This window comes from Sphingomonas hylomeconis, from assembly GCF_025370105.1.
GTDB classification, from domain to species: Bacteria; Pseudomonadota; Alphaproteobacteria; order Sphingomonadales; family Sphingomonadaceae; genus Sphingomonas; species Sphingomonas hylomeconis.
In genome coordinates this window covers 69,958-87,132 of the sequence record NZ_JANQBK010000006.1, presented here as the reverse complement: position 1 = coordinate 87,132, position 17,175 = coordinate 69,958, and the positions used below count along the sequence as shown (strand labels likewise).

The following is a 17,175-nucleotide window of genomic DNA, read 5'->3' as shown; positions in this document are numbered from 1 at the left end:
ACGACATGACGAAGCTCACCAATCTCACGGTCAAAGGCCAGGTGACGATTCCGAAGGACGTGCGTGATGCGCTCGGGCTGGTGGCGAACGAGCCGGTCGAGATCGCCATGCTCGGCCCGGATGCCGCGGTCATCCGCAAGCCTAAATTCGATCGCGAGGCTGAGATCGAGCGGCTAGTTGCGGAGATGCGTGTGACGTCAAGCAAGTTCGCACATTTGCGCGAAGGCCGGCCGACCGACGACATCATGCACGACATTCGCGGTGACGACCCGTTCCCGCCGTGATTTTGGTCGACACCAACATTCTGGTGGATCTGCGTGAAGATGATGCCGAGTGGCAAAGATGGTCTTTTCGCGCGGTGGCCGATGCTCGGCTGACAGGCGACGTCGTTACGAGTGCGGTGACGATCGGCGAACTTACCACTCGGAGCGGTACGCTGGCGGAATTGGAGCAGCTGTGCGCCGGATTTGGCATCCGTATCGCGCCGCTCAGCTCTGCTGGGGCCCACCGCGCGGGACTTGCGCAACGAGCGTATCGCGCAGCTGGCGGGCGCCGCGAAAAGCTTCTCGCGGATTTCATGATTGGCGGGGAGGCGGAGGCGCTCAATGCGGCCCTTCTCACGCGCGACCCAAGTCACTATCGCCGGTATTTTCCCGAGCTCAACCTTATCACGCCCGAGATGCATCCATGACCGAAGCTCTGAAATACACGATCCGCGGCAATACCGGCGACTGGGAGGTCGTGGTCGGCCTCGAAGTCCATGCCCAGGTCACCTCCAACGCGAAGCTGTTCTCCGGCGCCGCCACCACGTTCGGTGCCGAGCCCAACACGCAGGTGAGCCTGGTCGACGCGGCGATGCCCGGCATGCTGCCGGTGCCCAACCGCGAGTGCATCCGCCAGGCCGTGCGCACCGGCATGGCGATCGAGGCACAGATCAACACTTGGTCGCGGTTCGATCGCAAGAACTACTTCTATGCCGATCTGCCGCAGGGTTATCAGATCAGCCAGCTCTATCATCCGCTGGTCGGAGAAGGCGCGATCGACATCAGCCTGGACGACAAGAATCCGGATGCGACGGGCAAGCGCATCGGCGTCGAGCGCATCCATGTCGAGCAGGATGCCGGCAAGCTGATGCACGATCAGCATCCGACGCGTTCCTATGTCGATCTCAACCGCTCGGGCGTCGCGCTGATGGAGATCGTGTCCAAGCCCGATCTCGCCTCGCCGGCCGAAGCGGGCGCCTATCTGCGCAAGCTGCGCTCGATCCTGCGCTATGTCGGCAGTTGCGACGGCAATATGGAAGAGGGCTCGATGCGCGCCGACGTCAATGTCAGCGTGCGCAAGGCGGGCGATCCGCTCGGCACGCGGACGGAGACGAAGAACGTCAATTCGGTGCGCTTCGTGATGGCGGTGGTCGAGCAGGAGGCCAAGCGCCAGGTCGAGGTGCTCGAGGAGGGCGGCCGCATCGTCCAGGAGACGCGGCTGTACGATCCCGATCGCAACGAGACGCGCTCGATGCGTTCGAAGGAAGACGCGCACGATTACCGGTACTTCCCCGATCCCGATCTGCTGCCCTTGGAACTGGACGAGGCGTTCCTGGCGGAATGCCGCGCGTCGCTGCCCGAACTGCCCGACGCCAAGCGCAAGCGCTACGAGGCACTGGGCATCACGCCCTATGGCGCCGCCGTGCTCACCGCCGAGGTCGAGAATGCGCGCTGGTTCGATGCCCTGCTGGAAACCGGCGCCAAGCCGGTTGCGGCCGCCAACTGGGTGACGTCGGAACTGTTCGGCGCGCTCAACCGGCTGGGCAAGGATATCGCCACCTCGCCGGTCACGCCCGAGGGCGCGGCCGAGTTGCTTGCTCTGGTCGCCGACGGTACGCTGTCGAACACGCTGGCCAAGCAGGTATTCGAGATCATGCTGGAGACCGGGCAGGGGGCGAGCGAGATCGTCGAGGAGCGCGGGCTGAAACAGACCAGCGATACCGGCGAGATCGAAAAGATCATCGCCGAGGTTATGGCCGCCAATGAAGACAAGGTCGCCGATTACCGTGGCGGCAAGGACAAATTGTTCGGCTTCTTCGTCGGCCAGACGATGAAGGCGATGGGCGGCAAGGCCAATCCGGGCGTGGTCAACGATCTGCTGAAGAAGGCGCTGGGGTAAACGTTATCGGCCGCTTGCCGAGCGGTCCGCGCGCGCTATTCTTTCCCCCGTAAGCGGCCGATTCGGTGTTGTTTACTGGGGGGATGCAATGAACATAGGGGGTTGCGGTGCCGCGCTTGCGGTGCTCGCGTTGATGGTCGGCGAAACGTCGGCATCGGCACAGACGGTACGCTATCTTGCCGAAAGCGCGTCGCCGTTCGGGCCGCCCGCCGCCGATTTGAGCGACATGACCGGCGTCACCATGCCGGTGCTCGCCTTCACCTCGGACGGTACCGAAGCAGCCGATTTCGACAAATATTACGCCTTCCACCGCGCCGACACCGATTTCGCGACCGCTTATGCCGATATCGCCGAATGCGATGGCTATGCGAGCGGGTTGCAGAGCGGCATCGGCTATATGCAGACGCCCTATCCCTATGCCGGGACGATGGCCGGCGCGGTCGGCGGGGCGATTGGCAGCGCGATGGCGATGATGATCTTCGGCTCGGCCGAAAAGCGCCGCCTGCGCCGGGTCAACATGCGCACCTGCATGCATTTCAAGGGCTATCAACGCTACGGCCTGCCCAAGGATCTGTGGGACAAGTTCAACTTCGAGGAGGGCCTGTCCGGCGTGAGCGAGGAAAAACGCCAAGCCCTGCTCAAGCAGCAGGCGATGGTTGCCTCAACCGGTACCCTGCTGGGCAAGGAGTTGGGCCTGTGAAGAACCTGCTGCTCGCCGCGCTGCTTGCCCCTCTGCTCGCCAGCGCCCTCACCATGCCGCTTGCCGCCAAGGAGAAGCCGCCCGTGTTCGTCGTCGCTGCGGCGGTCAAGGACAAGCCGGTGGTCGCGCTCGATCCGGCCAAGGCCTATATTCTGTTGCGGACCGCCAGCGCGACACCGCTCTACCTGATGAGAGTGCCGACAGCCGAGGATCAGGCGACCTATGATCGGGTTCGTGCCGCGGCCTTCGCCGAGGCGCGGGAGAAATACGCCAAGAAGGCGGCGAGCTACGAAAAGGCCAAGTCCGCCGCGGCCAAGACGCCGGGCCTGTCGGTGCCCGAAAAGCCGGTCGAGCCGACCGAGGCCAATTTCGAATTCGTGCCCTTCGGCATGATGGCGAGCGTCGGCATCGGGCCGATGAACCGCTTTGCCAAAGCGAAAGACAGCTCGACCTATCTGCACGAAGTCACGCCAGGATCGTACCGCGTCTATGGTCAGTTGGCGGCACCGTCTGGGGTAGCGCCGGTCGGCAGTTGCTTCTGCATGGGGAGCGTCAGGTTCGATGCGACGGCAGGGGCGATCGTCGATCTCGGCGTGATCGATCCGCCGGACGTGCCCGACAAGGTCGCGGGCGATTCGTCGCAGCCCATGATAGGCGACACTAAGCCGCTATTCCGCCCGGCCGGCACCGGCATGGCGATCGACCCGCGGCTCGCCAACGTGAAACTGATACAGGCATCATTCCAGCCGGTCGGCAAGCTGCCAAACTATTTCGGTGTGACGATCAGCCGCGTGCCGGAAATGCCGGGCGTGCTCCGCTATGATCGTGATCGTATCATCGATCTGACGGCACCATGATGCAGCGGGAGGGGCGGCCCGCGGCCGCCCCTCGCTTACTGTGCGTCGTCGTCCTGGTTCTTCACCACGCCGCCGGTGCCGCCGACGCCGTCATGCTCGCCGGTCGCGGTGAACATCGACGGCTCGTCGCCGCCTTCGCCGCGCTCGACTGCGTCCTTGCGCGCCTCGACCATCTGTTCGAGATCGCTGCGCGGATCGTCCTGGGGTTCGGGTATCGCTTGGTCAGCCACGGATCGGCTCCTTCAGGAATAAGCGGCGCCGCCGACCGGCTGGCCGGGGGCGATGTCGGGGCTGGTACCGGGCGTCGTGTCCGGAAAATCGACGTCGGGCTGCGGCGAGGGCAGTTCGGTCGGCGCCGGATCGGGCTGTGCCGGCTGGCTCGGCTGGGGGGGAAGTTCTGTGGGCGTGGATGCCATCATTTTTCTCCTGTGAACGCCCTCAACGCGCGAGGGCGGAGGCGGTTGCCGCAGTCAGTATAGCCCGGCTGCGCAACTTGTCTTGCCCCGGGGCCCGTGACTGGTATAGACGCCGCCGACCTGCGGTGTCCTAAGTGCGGGCGTGGCGGAACTGGTAGACGCGCTTGGTTTAGGTCCAAGTATCGCAAGATGTGGGGGTTCGAGTCCCTTCGCCCGCACCAGTCCTTCGCGCAAACGCGCGAAGGCGGCCGCGAATAAGAAAAATTCCTGAAAAGGCGTGAGTTGAAATGCAGACTGTCGAAACGTTGAACGAAGGCCTGAAGCGCGCCTACACGCTGACCATCACCGCCAAGGACATCGATTCCAAGGTCGATGCCGAGCTCAAGCGCGTGGCGCCGCAAGTGCGCATGCCCGGCTTCCGCCCCGGCAAGGTGCCGGCGAACCTGGTGCGCAAGATGCACGGCGAATCGCTGATGCAGGATGCGCTCAACAGCTCGATCCAGCAGGGCGTGCAGCAGCTCATCGCCGAGCAGCGCATCCGCCCCGCGATGCAGCCCTCGGTCAGCCTCGGTGACTATGCGCCGGGCCAGGACGCCAATATCACGGTCGAGCTGGAAGTGCTCCCGGATGTGCCGACCCCGGCGATCGACGCTCTGAAGCTCGAGCGCCTGACGGTCGCGGCCGACGAAGCCAAGGTGCAGGAGCAGCTGCAGAAGTTCGCTGACCAGCAGAAGCGCTTTGACGACGCGCCCGAGGGCCATGCTGCGGCCACCGGCGATCTCGTCGAGATGGATTTCGTCGGCAAGGTCGACGGCGTCGCGTTCGATGGCGGCACGGGCGAAGACATGTCGGTCGAGATCGGCACCGGTCGCCTGATCCCGGGCTTCGAGGATCAGCTGGTCGGCGTGCATGTCGGTGACGAGACGCAGATCGAAGTGACGTTCCCGGCCGATTACCAGGTCAAGGAACTGGCCGGCCAGCCTGCCACGTTCGATCTCAAGATCAAGGCCGTGAAGGTCGCCGGCGAGACGGTGATCGACGATACGCTCGCCACCTCGCTCGGGCTCGAGAGCCTCGAGCAGTTGTCCGGTCTGCTCAAGGGGCAGATCGAGCAGGAGCTGAACGGCCTGACGCGCACCTATATGAAGCGCAAGCTGCTCGATCAGCTGGCCGAGGGCCATGATTTCCCCGTGCCGCCGTCGATGGTCGAAGCCGAATTCGGCCAGATCTGGTCGCAGCTCGAGCATGAAGCCACGCACGAGGAAGATCCTGCCGCGGCGCTCGCCGAGATGGAATCCGAGCGCGAGGACTACCAGAAGATCGCAGAGCGTCGCGTACGCCTCGGCCTGCTCCTGTCGGAAATCGGCCAGGCCAACGGCATCGAGGTCTCCAACCAGGAAATGCAGCGTCTGGTTGCCCAGGCCGCGCAGCAATACGGCCCGGAAGACCGCAAGCGCTTCATGGACTATGTCCAGCAGGAGCCGATGGCCGCCGCCCAGCTGCGCGCGCCGCTGTACGAGGACAAGGTCGTCGACTTCCTGTTCGAGAAGGCCGAGATCAGCGATCGCGAAGTGACGCGCGAGGAACTGGAAGCGGCGATCGAAAGCGACGAAGGCTTCTCGACCGGCACCCACACGCACGATCACGACAACCACAAGCCCAAGGCGAAGAAGGCATCGGCCAAGAAGGCCGCGCCGGCAACCGAGGGTGAGCCCGAGGCAACGACCGAGACGGCCGAGGCCAAGCCCAAGCCGGCCAAGAAGGCTGCCGCCAAGAAGATGGAAGCGGCCGATATCGAGCCGGCAGCGCCGGGCGACGATCTGGTGCAGGCCGAGCCGGTGAAGAAGGCGGCGACCAAGAAGGCCAAGGCCGCACCGGCCGACGCGGCGACCGAACTGACGACCTCGTCGCCGGTCGCAGCGGAAGCCGCCGACGGTACGCAGGCAGCGGATGCGCCGGCCAAGAAGCCGCGCGCCAAGAAGCCGGCAGCCGACAAGGCGTAACGCACGTCATCGTCAGCCCGGCGACCGCGGGGATCTTACGCGGCGCGCTTGTAACGCGCGCCGCACGAGACCCCAGCTGTTGCCCGGGTGACGATCGGGCGGCGGGCGAGATGAGGGCAGGGGGCGAACGATGACGGATAGCAGCCCAACCATCGCCGTCCTGCTGCCCTGCTACAACGAGGAAGCCGCGATCGCGCAGACGGTGGCGGGGTTCCGCGCCGCGCTGCCGGACGCGCGCATCTACGTCTACGACAACAATTCAAGCGACCGGACGATCGCGGTGGCGCGCGCCGCCGGGGCGATCGTGCGCATCGAGCGCCTGCAGGGCAAGGGCGCGGTGGTGCGGCGCATGTTCGCCGATGTCGATGCCGATATCTATGTCATGGCCGATGGCGATGCCACCTATGACGCGAGCGTCGCGCCGGCGCTGATCGCGCGGATGCTCGACGAGCAACTCGATATGGTGGTCGGCTCGCGTGTGCACGAAGCGGCGGACGCCTATCGTCGCGGCCATCAGTTCGGCAATCGCGCGATGACAGGGCTACTCGCGCGCCTGTTCGGGCGCAGCTTCACCGATATCTTCTCGGGCTACCGCGTCTTTTCGCGGCGCTTCGTCAAGAGCTTCCCCGTGCTGTCTGCCGGGTTCGAGATCGAGACCGAGATCAGCGTCCATGCGCTCGAACTCAAGATGCCGGTCGGCGAGATCGAGACGCCCTATTTCGCGCGGCTCGAAGGCTCCGAATCCAAGCTCAACACCTATCGTGACGGCTTCCGCATCCTCGGCACGATCGCCACCTTGTACCGCATCGAGCGGCCGATCCTGTTCTTCGGCGTGATCGCGGGCCTGCTCGCGGCGCTGGCGGTGATCCTGGCGATCCCGCTGGCGATCACCTATATGCAGACGCACACCGTGCCGCGTTTCCCGACCGCGATCCTGGTCACCGGGCTCGGCATCCTTGCCGCGCTCAGCATCTTCACCGGCCTGATCCTCGATACGGTGGTGCGCGGTCGGCGCGAGATGCGCCGGCTGGCCTATCTCGCACACAAGGCCCCCGGCAACGGGGGTTGAACTCGTTTCTCCCAGCGCCGATGTATAGCGTTCGCCGACAAGGCATCTGGGGCATAAGGACTGAATCTTCCCATGCATAATCCGTTCGAGACCGGTAATTTCGCTCCTCCGGGGTTCCGCGCAGACCCGATCACCGGCGGCCTCGTGCCGATCGTGATCGAGCAGTCGAACCGCGGCGAGCGCAGCTTCGATATCTATTCGCGCCTGTTGCGCGAACGCATCATCTTCATCACCGGCGGCGTCGAGGACCATATGGCCTCGGTGATCACCGCGCAGCTGCTCTTCCTGGAGTCCGAGAACCCCAAGAAGGACATCTTCATGTACATCAATTCGCCGGGCGGCGTCGTCACGGCGGGCATGGCGATCCACGACACGATGCAATATATTCGCCCGCGCGTCGGCACGGTGTGCATCGGCCAGGCCGCCTCGATGGGCAGCTTCCTGCTTGCCGCGGGCGAGCCCGGCATGCGTGTCGCGCTGACCAATGCGCGGATCATGATCCACCAGCCGTCGGGCGGCGCGCAGGGCATGGCCAGCGACATCCAGATCCAGGCGCAAGAAATCCAGCGCATCAAGAACCGCATGAACCACCTCTACGCGCAATATACCGGCAAGCCGATCGAGGAGATCGAAAAGGCGATGGATCGCGATACGTTTTTGGAATCGCACGAAGCCAAGGCGTTCGGGCTGATCGACGAAGTGTTCGACAAGCGTCCTGCGGTGGCGGACGAAACGGGCAGCCCGCCCGTTCTGCCCGCATCGTAAGGCCGATTGCTATTGTACGATTGAAGGCGGGCAGCCTAAGGTGGCTGCCCGCACTAGCGCGCGTATCGGCGCGAAGGATGGATTGAATGACGAAGTTGAGCGGCGGCGATTCGAAGAGCACCCTGTATTGCTCGTTCTGCGGGAAGTCGCAGCACGAGGTGCGCAAGCTGATTGCCGGGCCGACCGTGTTCATCTGTGACGAATGCGTCGAGCTGTGCAACGATATCATCCGCGAGGAAACCAAGTCGGCGCTCGTCTCCAAGAAGGACGGCGGCGTGCCCACGCCGCAGGAAATCTGCGACGTGCTCGATGATTATGTGATCGGCCAGAAGCGCGCCAAGCGTGTGCTCTCGGTGGCGGTGCACAATCACTACAAGCGACTCAACCACGGCCAGAAGGGCGCGGATGTCGAGCTCGCCAAGTCGAACATCCTGCTCGTTGGGCCGACCGGCTGCGGCAAGACGCTGCTCGCGCAGACGCTCGCGCGCATCCTCGACGTGCCGTTCACGATGGCCGATGCGACGACGCTGACCGAAGCCGGTTACGTCGGCGAGGATGTCGAGAACATCATCCTCAAGCTGCTCCAGGCGTCCGATTACAACGTTGAGCGCGCGCAGCGCGGCATCGTCTATATCGACGAAATCGACAAGATCAGCCGCAAGGCCGAGAATCCGTCGATCACGCGCGACGTGTCGGGCGAGGGCGTCCAGCAGGCGTTGCTCAAGCTGATGGAAGGCACCACCGCGAGCGTTCCGCCGCAGGGCGGGCGCAAGCATCCGCAGCAGGAGTTCCTGCAGGTCGACACGACGAACATCCTGTTCATCTGTGGCGGCGCCTTCTCGGGCCTGGAAAAGATTATCGGCGATCGCCTGCAGGGCAAGTCGATCGGCTTCGGCGCCTATGTCGCGAGCCCGGAAGAGCGCAAGACCGGCGAGACGCTGAAATCGGTCGAGCCGGAGGATCTGCTCAAATTCGGCCTGATCCCCGAATTCGTCGGTCGTCTGCCGGTCATCGCGACGCTGGAAGATCTCGACGTGCCGGCGCTGGTGACCATCCTGACCGAGCCGAAGAACGCGCTCGTGAAACAGTATCAGAAGCTGTTCGACATGGAGGACGTGAAGCTCGGCTTCACCGATGACGCGCTAGTGACGGTGGCCAAGAAGGCAATCGACCGCAAGACCGGCGCACGCGGGCTGCGCTCGATCCTCGAGAGCATCCTGCTCGATACGATGTTCGATCTCCCGGGGATGGATTCGGTCGACGAGGTAATGATCGACGGCGACGTGATCGAGGGCCGCAAGGAACCGATCCGCGTCTACGCCAAGAAGGAAAAGTCGGGCGCGGCGTAACGCCGCGTCCGGCTATCCTCCTATACTACCGTCATCCTGAACTCGCTTCAGGATCCATCTCTCCCCTCGGACGACCGGCCATCAGGCGCTATGGATCCTGACTTGCGTCAGGATGACGTGGCGGCGGGGAAGGCAGCCTGCTGCGACCGACGCGAGCCGGCACTTCCCCCACTGCCGTCATCCTGAACTCGTTTCAGGATCCATCTCTCCCCCCGGGCGGCCGGACGTGGGGCGCGATGGATCCTGACTTGCGTCAGGATGACGCGGCGGCGGGGAAGGCAGCCTGCCGCCACCGGCGCCAGCCCGCACTTCCCCCACTGCCGTCATCCTGAACTTGATTCAGGATCCATCTCTCCCCCCGGGCGACCGGACGTGGGGCGCGCTGGATCCTGACTTGCGTCAGGATGACGCAGGGGCAGGGCGGTCAGTCCGCCGCCAGCGCCGCCAGCCGCTCCAGCCACGCCTTGGCCTGTTTGGGCTCGCCCACCGCGCTCGGGCTGGCCAGCCCGCGCGCCGCGATGAACTCGCCGTGCAGCGTGAACGGCGCGAGATCCAGCTGCCCGCGCATCTTGTCGATCGCAGCGGCCAGATCCTCCAGCTCATCGATCAGCGGAGCAACTTTGGCGATGCTCTGTTTGTCCGGGCGGTGCCCGAACAGCCCCCAGCGCCCCGCGGCGCAGGTTTCCAGCGCGGTGGTGAGCAGGGCGAGATATTCCGCTTCGAGCTCCGCGCGGCGGATATCGGTATGGGCGAGACGGTCAGCTTTGGCCATGGGCAATTCCTTTGCGCCTCCTGTGGCACGAACTGCCGCCGCGCGCCGCGCACAATCGACCGTGCTGCACCCGCTTGCCTCAGCGGCTGCCCCGCTGTTGCGCGGCGAGCGCGACGCCGACGCCGATCTGCACCAGCGCATAAGCCCGGCGGCGGCCCGGGCGCTCGCGGAACGGCGCGACCAGCTTTTCCGAACCGAGCGCGTCATCCGCCCACAGCGCGACGTGCCGCCGCGGCTGGAGCAGCCCGAGCAGCCCGTCGCCGATCATGAACATCGCCGCCATTTCCACGCCACGCTGCGTCCACTGACTCATTTCGCCGCTCCGTTCTTGGCCGCCTGTGCCGCCTGCCAGGCCTGATACTCTTCCACGGCCGTCGACCGCCTCAGCACGCGCGCCAACGGATCGATCACGACATGTGCCCCGTCCGCCACCCTGAGCATGCCGCGGCCGCCCGTCATCGCCAGCCGCTCGATCCGGCCATCGACCTGCACCTCGACCGGCATCGGGAAGGCGAGACCATCGGGCGCCGTCCAGCGGAGCGTCAGCATGCCGCCACTACGCGTCTTGATCAGCTCAGGCAGCGCCGCCTTGCGCAGATAGGTATCGAAGAACCAGCCATAGTCCTTGCCGGTCACCGATTTGACCAGCGCCTCATAGGCCATCGTCGAGCCGAAGCGCGGGCGGAAGCTGCCGGGCGTCGGCACGGCTTGGCCGTACACTGCGCGTCGTGTCACCTCGTAGAACGCGGCATCGCCGATCAGCCCGCGCAGCGTGTGCAGGATCCACGATCCCTTGTAATAGATGTCCGTGCCGGGGCCGCCGAGCTTGGTTTCGTAGACCTCTTCCTCGGTGCGGACGCGGCCGGAGACGATCGGCTGCGCGTTGCTGATCTTGCCGCGATGATCGTCGAGCATCGTCGCATAGCGCGCCTCGCCCTCGCGCCAGCGGCCGTAGAGCGGCTGCATATAGCTGGCATAGCCCTCGTGCAGCCAGTAATCGTCCCAGTTCGCCGCGGTCAGCTGGTTGCCGAAATATTCGTGCGAAAATTCGTGGTGGAACAGCCAGTCGAACCCCTCGGGCGCCTTGGCGTAGTCGTTGCCGTAGGCGTTGATCGTCTGGTGCTCCATGCCCTTGTGCGGCGTCTCGACCACGCCGAGTTTCTCGTCGCCGAACGGATAGGGGCCGATCATGCGCTCGAAGAAATCGAGCGTCGGCGCGAATTCGGCGAACAGCGCGCGGGCCTGGCGTTCCTCCCCGGGCAGGTACCAGTAATGCATCGGGATGCTGTTGCCGTAGCGGCTGCGATAGGTCCCGCTCAGCTCCTCGTACGGCCCGACATTGAGCGCGATGCCATAGGTATTGGGCTGCCGCGCGCGCCAGTGCCAGGTGGTGCGGCCATCGGGCAGCGTATCGACGCCGATCAGCTTGCCGTTGCTCGGCGCCTTCAGACCCTTGGGCACGGTGATGTGCAGATCGACCGACGCCGGTTCGCCCGACGGAAAGTCGAGGCACGGCCAGAACAGGTCGCAGCCATAGCCCTCCGCCGTGGTCGCGAACCACAGGCGGCCATCGGGCGTCGTCGACCATACCACGCCGTCATCCCACGGCGCGCGCACCGCGATGTGCGGCGTGCCGCCATAGCGGATCGTCGCCACCAGCTTGCCGCCGGCGGCGATCGTGCGGGGCAGGGTAATGGTCAGCCGGCCCTCGGGATTGGTCCAGGCCGATCGTTTGAGCGTGCGGTCGTCGATCGCGATCGCGCTGACCGGCAGGTTGCGGTCGAGATCGATCGCCAGCACGGTCAGCCGCGCCTTGGCGGTGAAGCCCAGCGTCGCGACCCCCTCCAGCCGCTGCGTTGCGGGCAGGACCTCGAACGCGAGATCCGCGTGATCGAAGCGCAGCTTGGCCTGCTCCACGTCGATCTCGCCCCCGGAGCGCATCGTCTGCGCGGTCAGCGGCGGTTCGCCCTTCTTGAGCGGCGCCGCCGCGATCAGCAGCAGCGCGGCGGCGGCAATCACGGTTCGCCGCGTCCTGATCCGCACCCGATTGATGGATCCGCAACCATCACCATATAAGGGAAGTAACGTGGCCCGTTTGGTCGCACCCGGAGTATTCATGACCCAATCTTACCCCGTCTTGCCGCTGCGTGATATCGTCGTGTTTCCGCACATGATCGTGCCGCTGTTCGTTGGCCGCGACAAGTCCGTCGCGGCGCTGGAAGCGGCGATGAACGCCGACAAGGAGATTTTCCTCGTCGCGCAGCTCGATCCGTCCGAGGACGATCCCGAGCGCGAGGATCTCTACGATCTCGGCGTCACCGCCACCGTGCTGCAATTGCTCAAGCTGCCGGACGGCACGGTGCGCGTGCTTGTCGAGGGCAAGACGCGCGCGACGCTCGATCTGCTCACCGAGACCGACGGCTATCTCAGCGCCACCGTGCTGCCGGTCGACGATCTCGCCGCCGAGGGCAATGAGGTCGAGGCGCTGATGCGCTCGGTCGTCACCCAGTTCGAGAATTACGCCAAGTTGAACCGCAAGCTGCCGGCCGAAACCGCGGTGCAGCTCGGCGAGATCGACGACGCGTCGCGCCTGTCGGATGCGGTCGCCGCCAATATCTCGGTCAAGGTGTCGGAAAAGCAGACGCTGCTGGTCGAGCTCGATCCGGCCAAGCGGCTCGAAATGGCCTATGCCTTCATGGAAGGCGAGCTGGGCGTCCTGCAGGTCGAGAAGAAGATCAAGAGCCGCGTCAAGCGCCAGATGGAGAAGACGCAGCGCGAATATTATCTCAACGAGCAGTTGAAGGCGATCCAGCGCGAGCTCGGCAACGAGGGCGAGGAAGGCGAGGGCGACGAGATCGCCGAGCTGACGCAGAAGATTGCCGCGCTCAAACTGTCCAAGGAAGCGCGCGGCAAGGCGCTGGGCGAGCTCAAGAAGCTCAAGACCATGGCGCCGATGAGCGCCGAGGCGACGGTGATCCGCAACTATCTCGATGTGCTGCTGGGCCTGCCCTGGGGCAAGAAGAGCAAGGTGAAGAAGGATATCGCGACCGCGCAGAGCGTGCTCGACGAGGATCATTATGCGCTGGAGAAGGTCAAGGACCGGATCATCGAATATCTCGCCGTGCAGGCGCGCACCAACAAGCTGAAGGGGCCGATCCTGTGCCTCGTCGGCCCGCCGGGCGTGGGCAAGACCAGCCTCGGCAAGTCGATCGCCAAGGCCACGGGGCGCGAATTCATCCGTCAGTCCCTGGGTGGTGTGCGCGATGAAGCAGAAATTCGGGGGCACCGGCGCACCTATATCGGCTCGCTCCCGGGCAAGATCGTCACCAACCTCAAGAAGGCCGGCACCAGCAACCCGCTGTTCCTGCTCGACGAGATCGACAAGCTCGGCCAGGATTTCCGCGGCGATCCGGCGTCGGCGCTGCTCGAAGTGCTCGATCCGGAGCAGAACGCCAAGTTCCAGGATCATTACCTCGAGGTCGATTACGATCTGTCGGACGTGATGTTCGTGTGCACCGCGAACTCGCTCAACCTGCCCCAGGCTTTGCTCGACCGCATGGAGATCATCCGGCTGGAGGGCTATACCGAGGACGAGAAGGTCGAGATCGCGCAGCGCCATTTGATCGAGAAGCAGATCGAGGCGCATGGCCTGAAGGCCGGCGAGTTCGAACTGACCACCGAGGGGCTGCGCGCACTGATCCAGTTCTACACGCGCGAGGCCGGCGTGCGCACGCTCGAGCGTGAGATCGCGCGTCTCGCCCGCAAGGCGCTGCGCCAGATCCTCGAAGGCAAGGTTACGAGCGTGGTGATCACGCCGGACAATCTCGGCGAGTTCGCCGGCGTGAAGAAATATCGCCACGAACTGGGCGAAGAAGAGAACCAGATCGGCGCGGTTACCGGCCTCGCCTGGACCGAGGTCGGCGGCGAATTGCTGACGATCGAAAGCGTCACTGTGCCCGGCAAGGGCGCGGCCAAGGTCACCGGCACGCTCGGCGACGTGATGAAGGAGTCGATCGATACGGCGCTCAGCTTCGTCAAGGCGCGGTCGCCGAGCTACGGGATCAAGCCGAGCCTGTTCAACCGCAAGGACATCCATATCCATTTGCCCGAGGGGGCGGTGCCCAAGGACGGGCCGTCTGCAGGCATCGGTATGGTCACCGCGATCGTCTCGACGCTGACCGGCGTGCCGGTGCGGCGCGAGATCGCGATGACCGGCGAAGTCACGCTGCGCGGTCGCGTGCTGCCGATCGGCGGCCTCAAGGAAAAGCTGCTCGCGGCGCTGCGCGGCGGGATCAAGACGGTGCTGATCCCGTTCGACAACGAGAAGGATCTGGCGGAAATCCCGGCCAATATCCTGAGCGGCCTGCACATCGTGCCGGTCAAGCATGTCGACGAAGTGCTGGTACTCGCGCTGACCGAGCCGCTGGTCGCGATCGACTGGACCGATGCCGACGAACTCGCCGCGTTGCCGCCGCCCGGCGTCGCGCCGGCAGGGGGCGAACTGCACCATTGATGGGGCAAGAGGGCGGGGTGCGACTACGCAAGATCGCAGCATTTCCGCCCTTTTTGCTGCGCCGCCACGTCATTTTGCTTTGACAGGCCGCGCAACAGCCGCCTTACTGAACCACCGGCTATGCGCCGGGAATCATTATTCCTAAATTTGTAACGGGGGGTTTTTGGCATGAACAAGCAGGAATTGATCGGCACGGTCGCGGATGCGTCCGGGCTGAGCAAGGGTGATGCAAGCAAGGCCGTCGAAGCAGTGTTCGACGCGATTTCCACGTCGCTCAAAAAGGGTGACGAAGTACGCCTCGTCGGATTCGGCACCTTCTCGGTCAGCAAGCGTAAGGCATCGATCGGTCGCAACCCCCGCACCGGCGAGCCGATGCCGATCAAGGCGTCAACCCAGCCCAAGTTCAAGGCCGGCAAGGGTCTCAAGGATTCGGTCAACTGAGCCGCTTTCGTCGCGTGCGGGGCTGGACAAAGGCAGCGGGCGGGCGTTAAGGCGGATGGAACAGGGCGGCGGCGACGCCGCCCTGTTGCGTTGACGGGCCACCGTCGACGGGCGCGTAGCTCAGTGGTAGAGCACACCCTTCACACGGGTGGGGTCGCAGGTTCAATCCCTGCCGCGCCCACCATATTGCAAAACCCGCCGGTCGCCAGACCGGCGGGTTTTTGCTGTTTGGAGCCCGGCACAGATCTCGGCCCCCCGGCTGAACGCGGGCGCCAGTCATGATTGTCATCGCTTCGTAGCATTCGTCACAAAGTCGTAACCTCGGCGTCACGTCGATGTCTTCAAAAGCGCGTTCCGCCGTCACGAAGCCCGCCTAGGGGCAAGCGCAGTGGAGCGACGGGGGCACAATCCGAGTCGGCCGCGAGGGCATCCGCCCGCAGGATTCAACCCGGTAAGACCGGACTCGGAGAATTTCATGGCCAGCTTCACGCGCATCAGCCTCGCTTTGTTGACCGGCACTGCCGCACTTGCGCTAGCCGCTTGCGATGGCGCCGACGGCGTCGCTTCGCCCGGTGGCGTGATCGGCGGCGCGCCGACGCCGACCCCCACCAGCACGCCGACGCCGACGCCGACGCCCGCTGCGATCGCAGCCTTCGCCGAAACCGCCCAGAGCGGCATTACCGTCACGCGCGACGAGCAGCTCGCCGTCGTCAATGCCGGCACCAACAATGTGCTGACCGGTGTCAATCCGCTCAACGGCTTCCTGCCGATCGGCGCCGCGGCGACCGCAACGGCGTTCAACGCGTCGACGATCAACCCGTTCTTCGTCGCGACAAGCTATATCGGCGCAGTGAACCCCGCCGGTGACACGTGGTACCAGGGCTGGACGTGCAACTCCTCGACGGCCAATTTCGGCAGCACCAGCACGGCCTGCTCCTCCGTGCCGACGATCGCCGCGGCGAACACCCCGGCGGCTACCGCTTGCCCGGCGGGCACCACCGCTGGCGGCACCAACACCAACTATCGCCTGTGCATCCTGCCAGCGCTGGTCAGCGGCAATCTGTCGCTCCCCGCGGTCGCCGGCGTGGCGTACCAGATCAACGGTCGCGTCGACGTCGGCGTTGATACGGGTGGTGACGGCACTGCCGCCGGTGGCGCAGTCGCCACGCTGACCTTCGCTGCGGGCAGCCTCATCGTCTCGAACTCGAGCGATGCCGCAAACGACTATCTCGTGGTCAATCGCGGCTCCAAGCTCAACGCGATCGGCACGGCGACTGCGCCGATCGTCTTCACCTCGCAGCAGAACCTCAACTCCGCGTCGAACGGCGATGCGACGCAGGGCCAGTGGGGCGGCATCATCCTCGCCGGCAAGGCGCAGATCTCGAACTGCAACTCGACCGGTGTGGCCGGCGGCGCAGCCAATTGTCAGAACGTCGTCGAAGGCACGGGCAATGCGCTGTACGGCGGCGCCACCGCAGCCGACAGCAGCGGCACGATGCAGTTCGTGCAGATCCGGTATTCGGGCATCGCGATTTCGGAAGGCAACGAGCTGCAGGGCCTGACGCTGGGCGGCACGGGGTCGGGCACGACGCTTGATCACATCCAGATCCACAACAGCTCGGACGATGGCATCGAAATCTTCGGTGGTCGCAGCAACCTGAAGTATCTGGCGATCACCGGTGCCGATGATGACGGCCTCGATACCGATGTCGGCTGGCAGGGCCTGGTGCAGTTCGCCATCGTCGCGCAGAAGGTCAGCGGTGCTACCACCGACTCCTTCTCGACCGAGATCGACTCGAACGGCAATGAGGACTTCATCCCGCGCCAGAAGGGCAAGCTCGCCAACTTCACCTTCATCCAGACGGCAAATGCGGCCGCCGCGATCCGCCTGCGCGGCGGTGCGGACTACACCTTCATGAACGGTATCGTGAAGTCGGTCGTGCCATGCCTCAACATGATTGCCGGCACGGATGCCAACGGCGGCAAGTCGACGATCCGCCCGGCCGGCGGCACCGGTTCGGTGCCGACGACCATCGAGGAGGACGGCCCGCCCGTGTTCCGCTCGGTGTATTTCGCCTGCAACAACGCCTGAGCCTCTAGCGCCCAGCCGACCAGCGGATGCCGGGG

At 65.0% G+C, this 17,175-nt stretch carries 17 protein-coding genes and 2 tRNA genes; 14 read left to right on the top strand and 5 right to left on the bottom strand.

Features of this window, described 5'->3' with window-relative positions:
• Positions 1 to 5: 5 nt before the first annotated feature.
• The 5 genes from NV401_RS10700 (at position 6) to NV401_RS10680 (ending at position 3,720) form a co-directional block, all read left to right on the top strand.
• Positions 6 to 284, top strand: a complete 279-nt coding sequence (locus tag NV401_RS10700; protein WP_261294410.1) for an AbrB/MazE/SpoVT family DNA-binding domain-containing protein — start codon at positions 6 to 8, stop codon at positions 282 to 284.
• Positions 281 to 691 carry a type II toxin-antitoxin system VapC family toxin gene (locus NV401_RS10695; RefSeq protein WP_261294409.1) on the top strand — a complete coding sequence of 137 codons (411 nt, stop codon included), beginning with the start codon at positions 281 to 283 and terminating at the stop codon, positions 689 to 691. Before NV401_RS10700 ends, NV401_RS10695 begins: the two co-directional genes overlap by 4 nt.
• Positions 688 to 2,163, top strand: coding sequence for an Asp-tRNA(Asn)/Glu-tRNA(Gln) amidotransferase subunit GatB (gatB, locus tag NV401_RS10690; RefSeq protein ID WP_261294408.1), 1,476 nt, complete (start codon positions 688 to 690; stop codon positions 2,161 to 2,163). Before NV401_RS10695 ends, gatB begins: the two co-directional genes overlap by 4 nt.
• 88 nt (positions 2,164 to 2,251) lie before the next feature.
• A complete protein-coding gene (locus NV401_RS10685; protein WP_261294407.1) occupies positions 2,252 to 2,863 on the top strand; it encodes a hypothetical protein in 612 nt (203 codons plus the stop codon).
• Positions 2,860 to 3,720, top strand: a complete 861-nt coding sequence (locus tag NV401_RS10680; protein WP_261294406.1) for a hypothetical protein — start codon at positions 2,860 to 2,862, stop codon at positions 3,718 to 3,720. Before NV401_RS10685 ends, NV401_RS10680 begins: the two co-directional genes overlap by 4 nt.
• A gap of 35 nt (positions 3,721 to 3,755) precedes the next feature.
• Here NV401_RS10680 and NV401_RS10675 read toward each other — a convergent pair whose 3' ends face one another.
• Both NV401_RS10675 and NV401_RS10670 read right to left on the bottom strand, forming a co-directional pair.
• On the bottom strand, positions 3,756 to 3,950 hold the full coding sequence (locus NV401_RS10675) for a hypothetical protein (protein ID WP_261294430.1): 195 nt from the start codon (positions 3,948 to 3,950) through the stop codon (positions 3,756 to 3,758).
• Between the two features lie 12 nt (positions 3,951 to 3,962).
• Positions 3,963 to 4,136 (bottom strand): hypothetical protein, encoded by a 174-nt coding sequence (locus NV401_RS10670; protein WP_261294405.1) that lies wholly within the window; start codon positions 4,134 to 4,136, stop codon positions 3,963 to 3,965.
• A 136-nt stretch (positions 4,137 to 4,272) separates the two neighbouring features.
• Between NV401_RS10670 and NV401_RS10665 the strand changes: the two genes are divergently transcribed.
• The 5 genes from NV401_RS10665 (at position 4,273) to clpX (ending at position 9,322) form a co-directional block, all read left to right on the top strand.
• Positions 4,273 to 4,357, top strand: a tRNA-Leu gene (locus NV401_RS10665).
• A gap of 66 nt (positions 4,358 to 4,423) precedes the next feature.
• Positions 4,424 to 6,139 (top strand): trigger factor, encoded by a 1,716-nt coding sequence (gene tig, locus NV401_RS10660; RefSeq protein ID WP_261294404.1) that lies wholly within the window; start codon positions 4,424 to 4,426, stop codon positions 6,137 to 6,139.
• Positions 6,140 to 6,269: 130 nt separating this feature from the next.
• Complete coding sequence (locus NV401_RS10655; protein ID WP_261294403.1) at positions 6,270 to 7,208, top strand: glycosyltransferase family 2 protein; 939 nt, start codon at positions 6,270 to 6,272, stop codon at positions 7,206 to 7,208.
• A gap of 72 nt (positions 7,209 to 7,280) precedes the next feature.
• A complete protein-coding gene (locus NV401_RS10650) occupies positions 7,281 to 7,973 on the top strand; it encodes an ATP-dependent Clp protease proteolytic subunit (protein ID WP_261294402.1) in 693 nt (230 codons plus the stop codon).
• A gap of 86 nt (positions 7,974 to 8,059) precedes the next feature.
• Complete coding sequence (gene clpX, locus NV401_RS10645; protein WP_261294401.1) at positions 8,060 to 9,322, top strand: ATP-dependent Clp protease ATP-binding subunit ClpX; 1,263 nt, start codon at positions 8,060 to 8,062, stop codon at positions 9,320 to 9,322.
• A 424-nt stretch (positions 9,323 to 9,746) separates the two neighbouring features.
• On the opposite strand, the gene NV401_RS10640 is transcribed toward clpX, so the two are convergent.
• From NV401_RS10640 to NV401_RS10630, 3 genes are all read right to left on the bottom strand, one after another.
• A complete protein-coding gene (locus NV401_RS10640) occupies positions 9,747 to 10,094 on the bottom strand; it encodes a hypothetical protein (RefSeq protein ID WP_261294400.1) in 348 nt (115 codons plus the stop codon).
• 79 nt (positions 10,095 to 10,173) lie between these two features.
• On the bottom strand, positions 10,174 to 10,407 hold the full coding sequence (locus NV401_RS10635) for a hypothetical protein (protein WP_261294399.1): 234 nt from the start codon (positions 10,405 to 10,407) through the stop codon (positions 10,174 to 10,176).
• A complete protein-coding gene (locus NV401_RS10630; protein WP_261294428.1) occupies positions 10,404 to 12,035 on the bottom strand; it encodes a M1 family metallopeptidase in 1,632 nt (543 codons plus the stop codon). The genes NV401_RS10635 and NV401_RS10630 overlap by 4 nt, the downstream gene beginning before the upstream one ends.
• Positions 12,036 to 12,210: 175 nt before the next feature.
• On the opposite strand from NV401_RS10630, the gene lon reads away from it, so the two are divergent.
• The 4 genes from lon to NV401_RS10610 all read left to right on the top strand — a co-directional run bounded on the left by lon (position 12,211) and on the right by NV401_RS10610 (position 17,140).
• Complete coding sequence (lon, locus tag NV401_RS10625; protein ID WP_261294398.1) at positions 12,211 to 14,607, top strand: endopeptidase La; 2,397 nt, start codon at positions 12,211 to 12,213, stop codon at positions 14,605 to 14,607.
• Positions 14,608 to 14,775: 168 nt separating this feature from the next.
• Positions 14,776 to 15,048, top strand: coding sequence for an HU family DNA-binding protein (locus NV401_RS10620; RefSeq protein ID WP_261294397.1), 273 nt, complete (start codon positions 14,776 to 14,778; stop codon positions 15,046 to 15,048).
• 109 nt (positions 15,049 to 15,157) lie between these two features.
• A tRNA-Val gene (locus tag NV401_RS10615) sits at positions 15,158 to 15,232 on the top strand.
• A gap of 291 nt (positions 15,233 to 15,523) precedes the next feature.
• A complete protein-coding gene (locus NV401_RS10610) occupies positions 15,524 to 17,140 on the top strand; it encodes a hypothetical protein (protein WP_261294396.1) in 1,617 nt (538 codons plus the stop codon).
• Positions 17,141 to 17,175: the final 35 nt, after the last annotated feature.

Bases quoted from the DNA above. Each gene is read 5' to 3' on its own strand.
- lon (WP_261294398.1), top strand. From the start codon at position 12,211: ATGACCCAATCTTACCCCGTCTTGCCGCTGCGTGATATCGTCGTGTTT.
- tig (WP_261294404.1), top strand. From the start codon at position 4,424: ATGCAGACTGTCGAAACGTTGAACGAAGGCCTGAAGCGCGCCTACACG.
- clpX (WP_261294401.1), top strand. From the start codon at position 8,060: ATGACGAAGTTGAGCGGCGGCGATTCGAAGAGCACCCTGTATTGCTCG.
- NV401_RS10620 (WP_261294397.1), top strand. From the start codon at position 14,776: ATGAACAAGCAGGAATTGATCGGCACGGTCGCGGATGCGTCCGGGCTG.
- NV401_RS10640 (WP_261294400.1), bottom strand. From the start codon at position 10,094: ATGGCCAAAGCTGACCGTCTCGCCCATACCGATATCCGCCGCGCGGAG.
- NV401_RS10650 (WP_261294402.1), top strand. From the start codon at position 7,281: ATGCATAATCCGTTCGAGACCGGTAATTTCGCTCCTCCGGGGTTCCGC.
- NV401_RS10610 (WP_261294396.1), top strand. From the start codon at position 15,524: ATGGCCAGCTTCACGCGCATCAGCCTCGCTTTGTTGACCGGCACTGCC.
- NV401_RS10685 (WP_261294407.1), top strand. From the start codon at position 2,252: ATGAACATAGGGGGTTGCGGTGCCGCGCTTGCGGTGCTCGCGTTGATG.
- NV401_RS10670 (WP_261294405.1), bottom strand. From the start codon at position 4,136: ATGGCATCCACGCCCACAGAACTTCCCCCCCAGCCGAGCCAGCCGGCA.
- gatB (WP_261294408.1), top strand. From the start codon at position 688: ATGACCGAAGCTCTGAAATACACGATCCGCGGCAATACCGGCGACTGG.
- NV401_RS10700 (WP_261294410.1), top strand. From the start codon at position 6: ATGACGAAGCTCACCAATCTCACGGTCAAAGGCCAGGTGACGATTCCG.
- NV401_RS10655 (WP_261294403.1), top strand. From the start codon at position 6,270: ATGACGGATAGCAGCCCAACCATCGCCGTCCTGCTGCCCTGCTACAAC.
- NV401_RS10630 (WP_261294428.1), bottom strand. From the start codon at position 12,035: ATGCGCTCCGGGGGCGAGATCGACGTGGAGCAGGCCAAGCTGCGCTTC.
- NV401_RS10635 (WP_261294399.1), bottom strand. From the start codon at position 10,407: ATGAGTCAGTGGACGCAGCGTGGCGTGGAAATGGCGGCGATGTTCATG.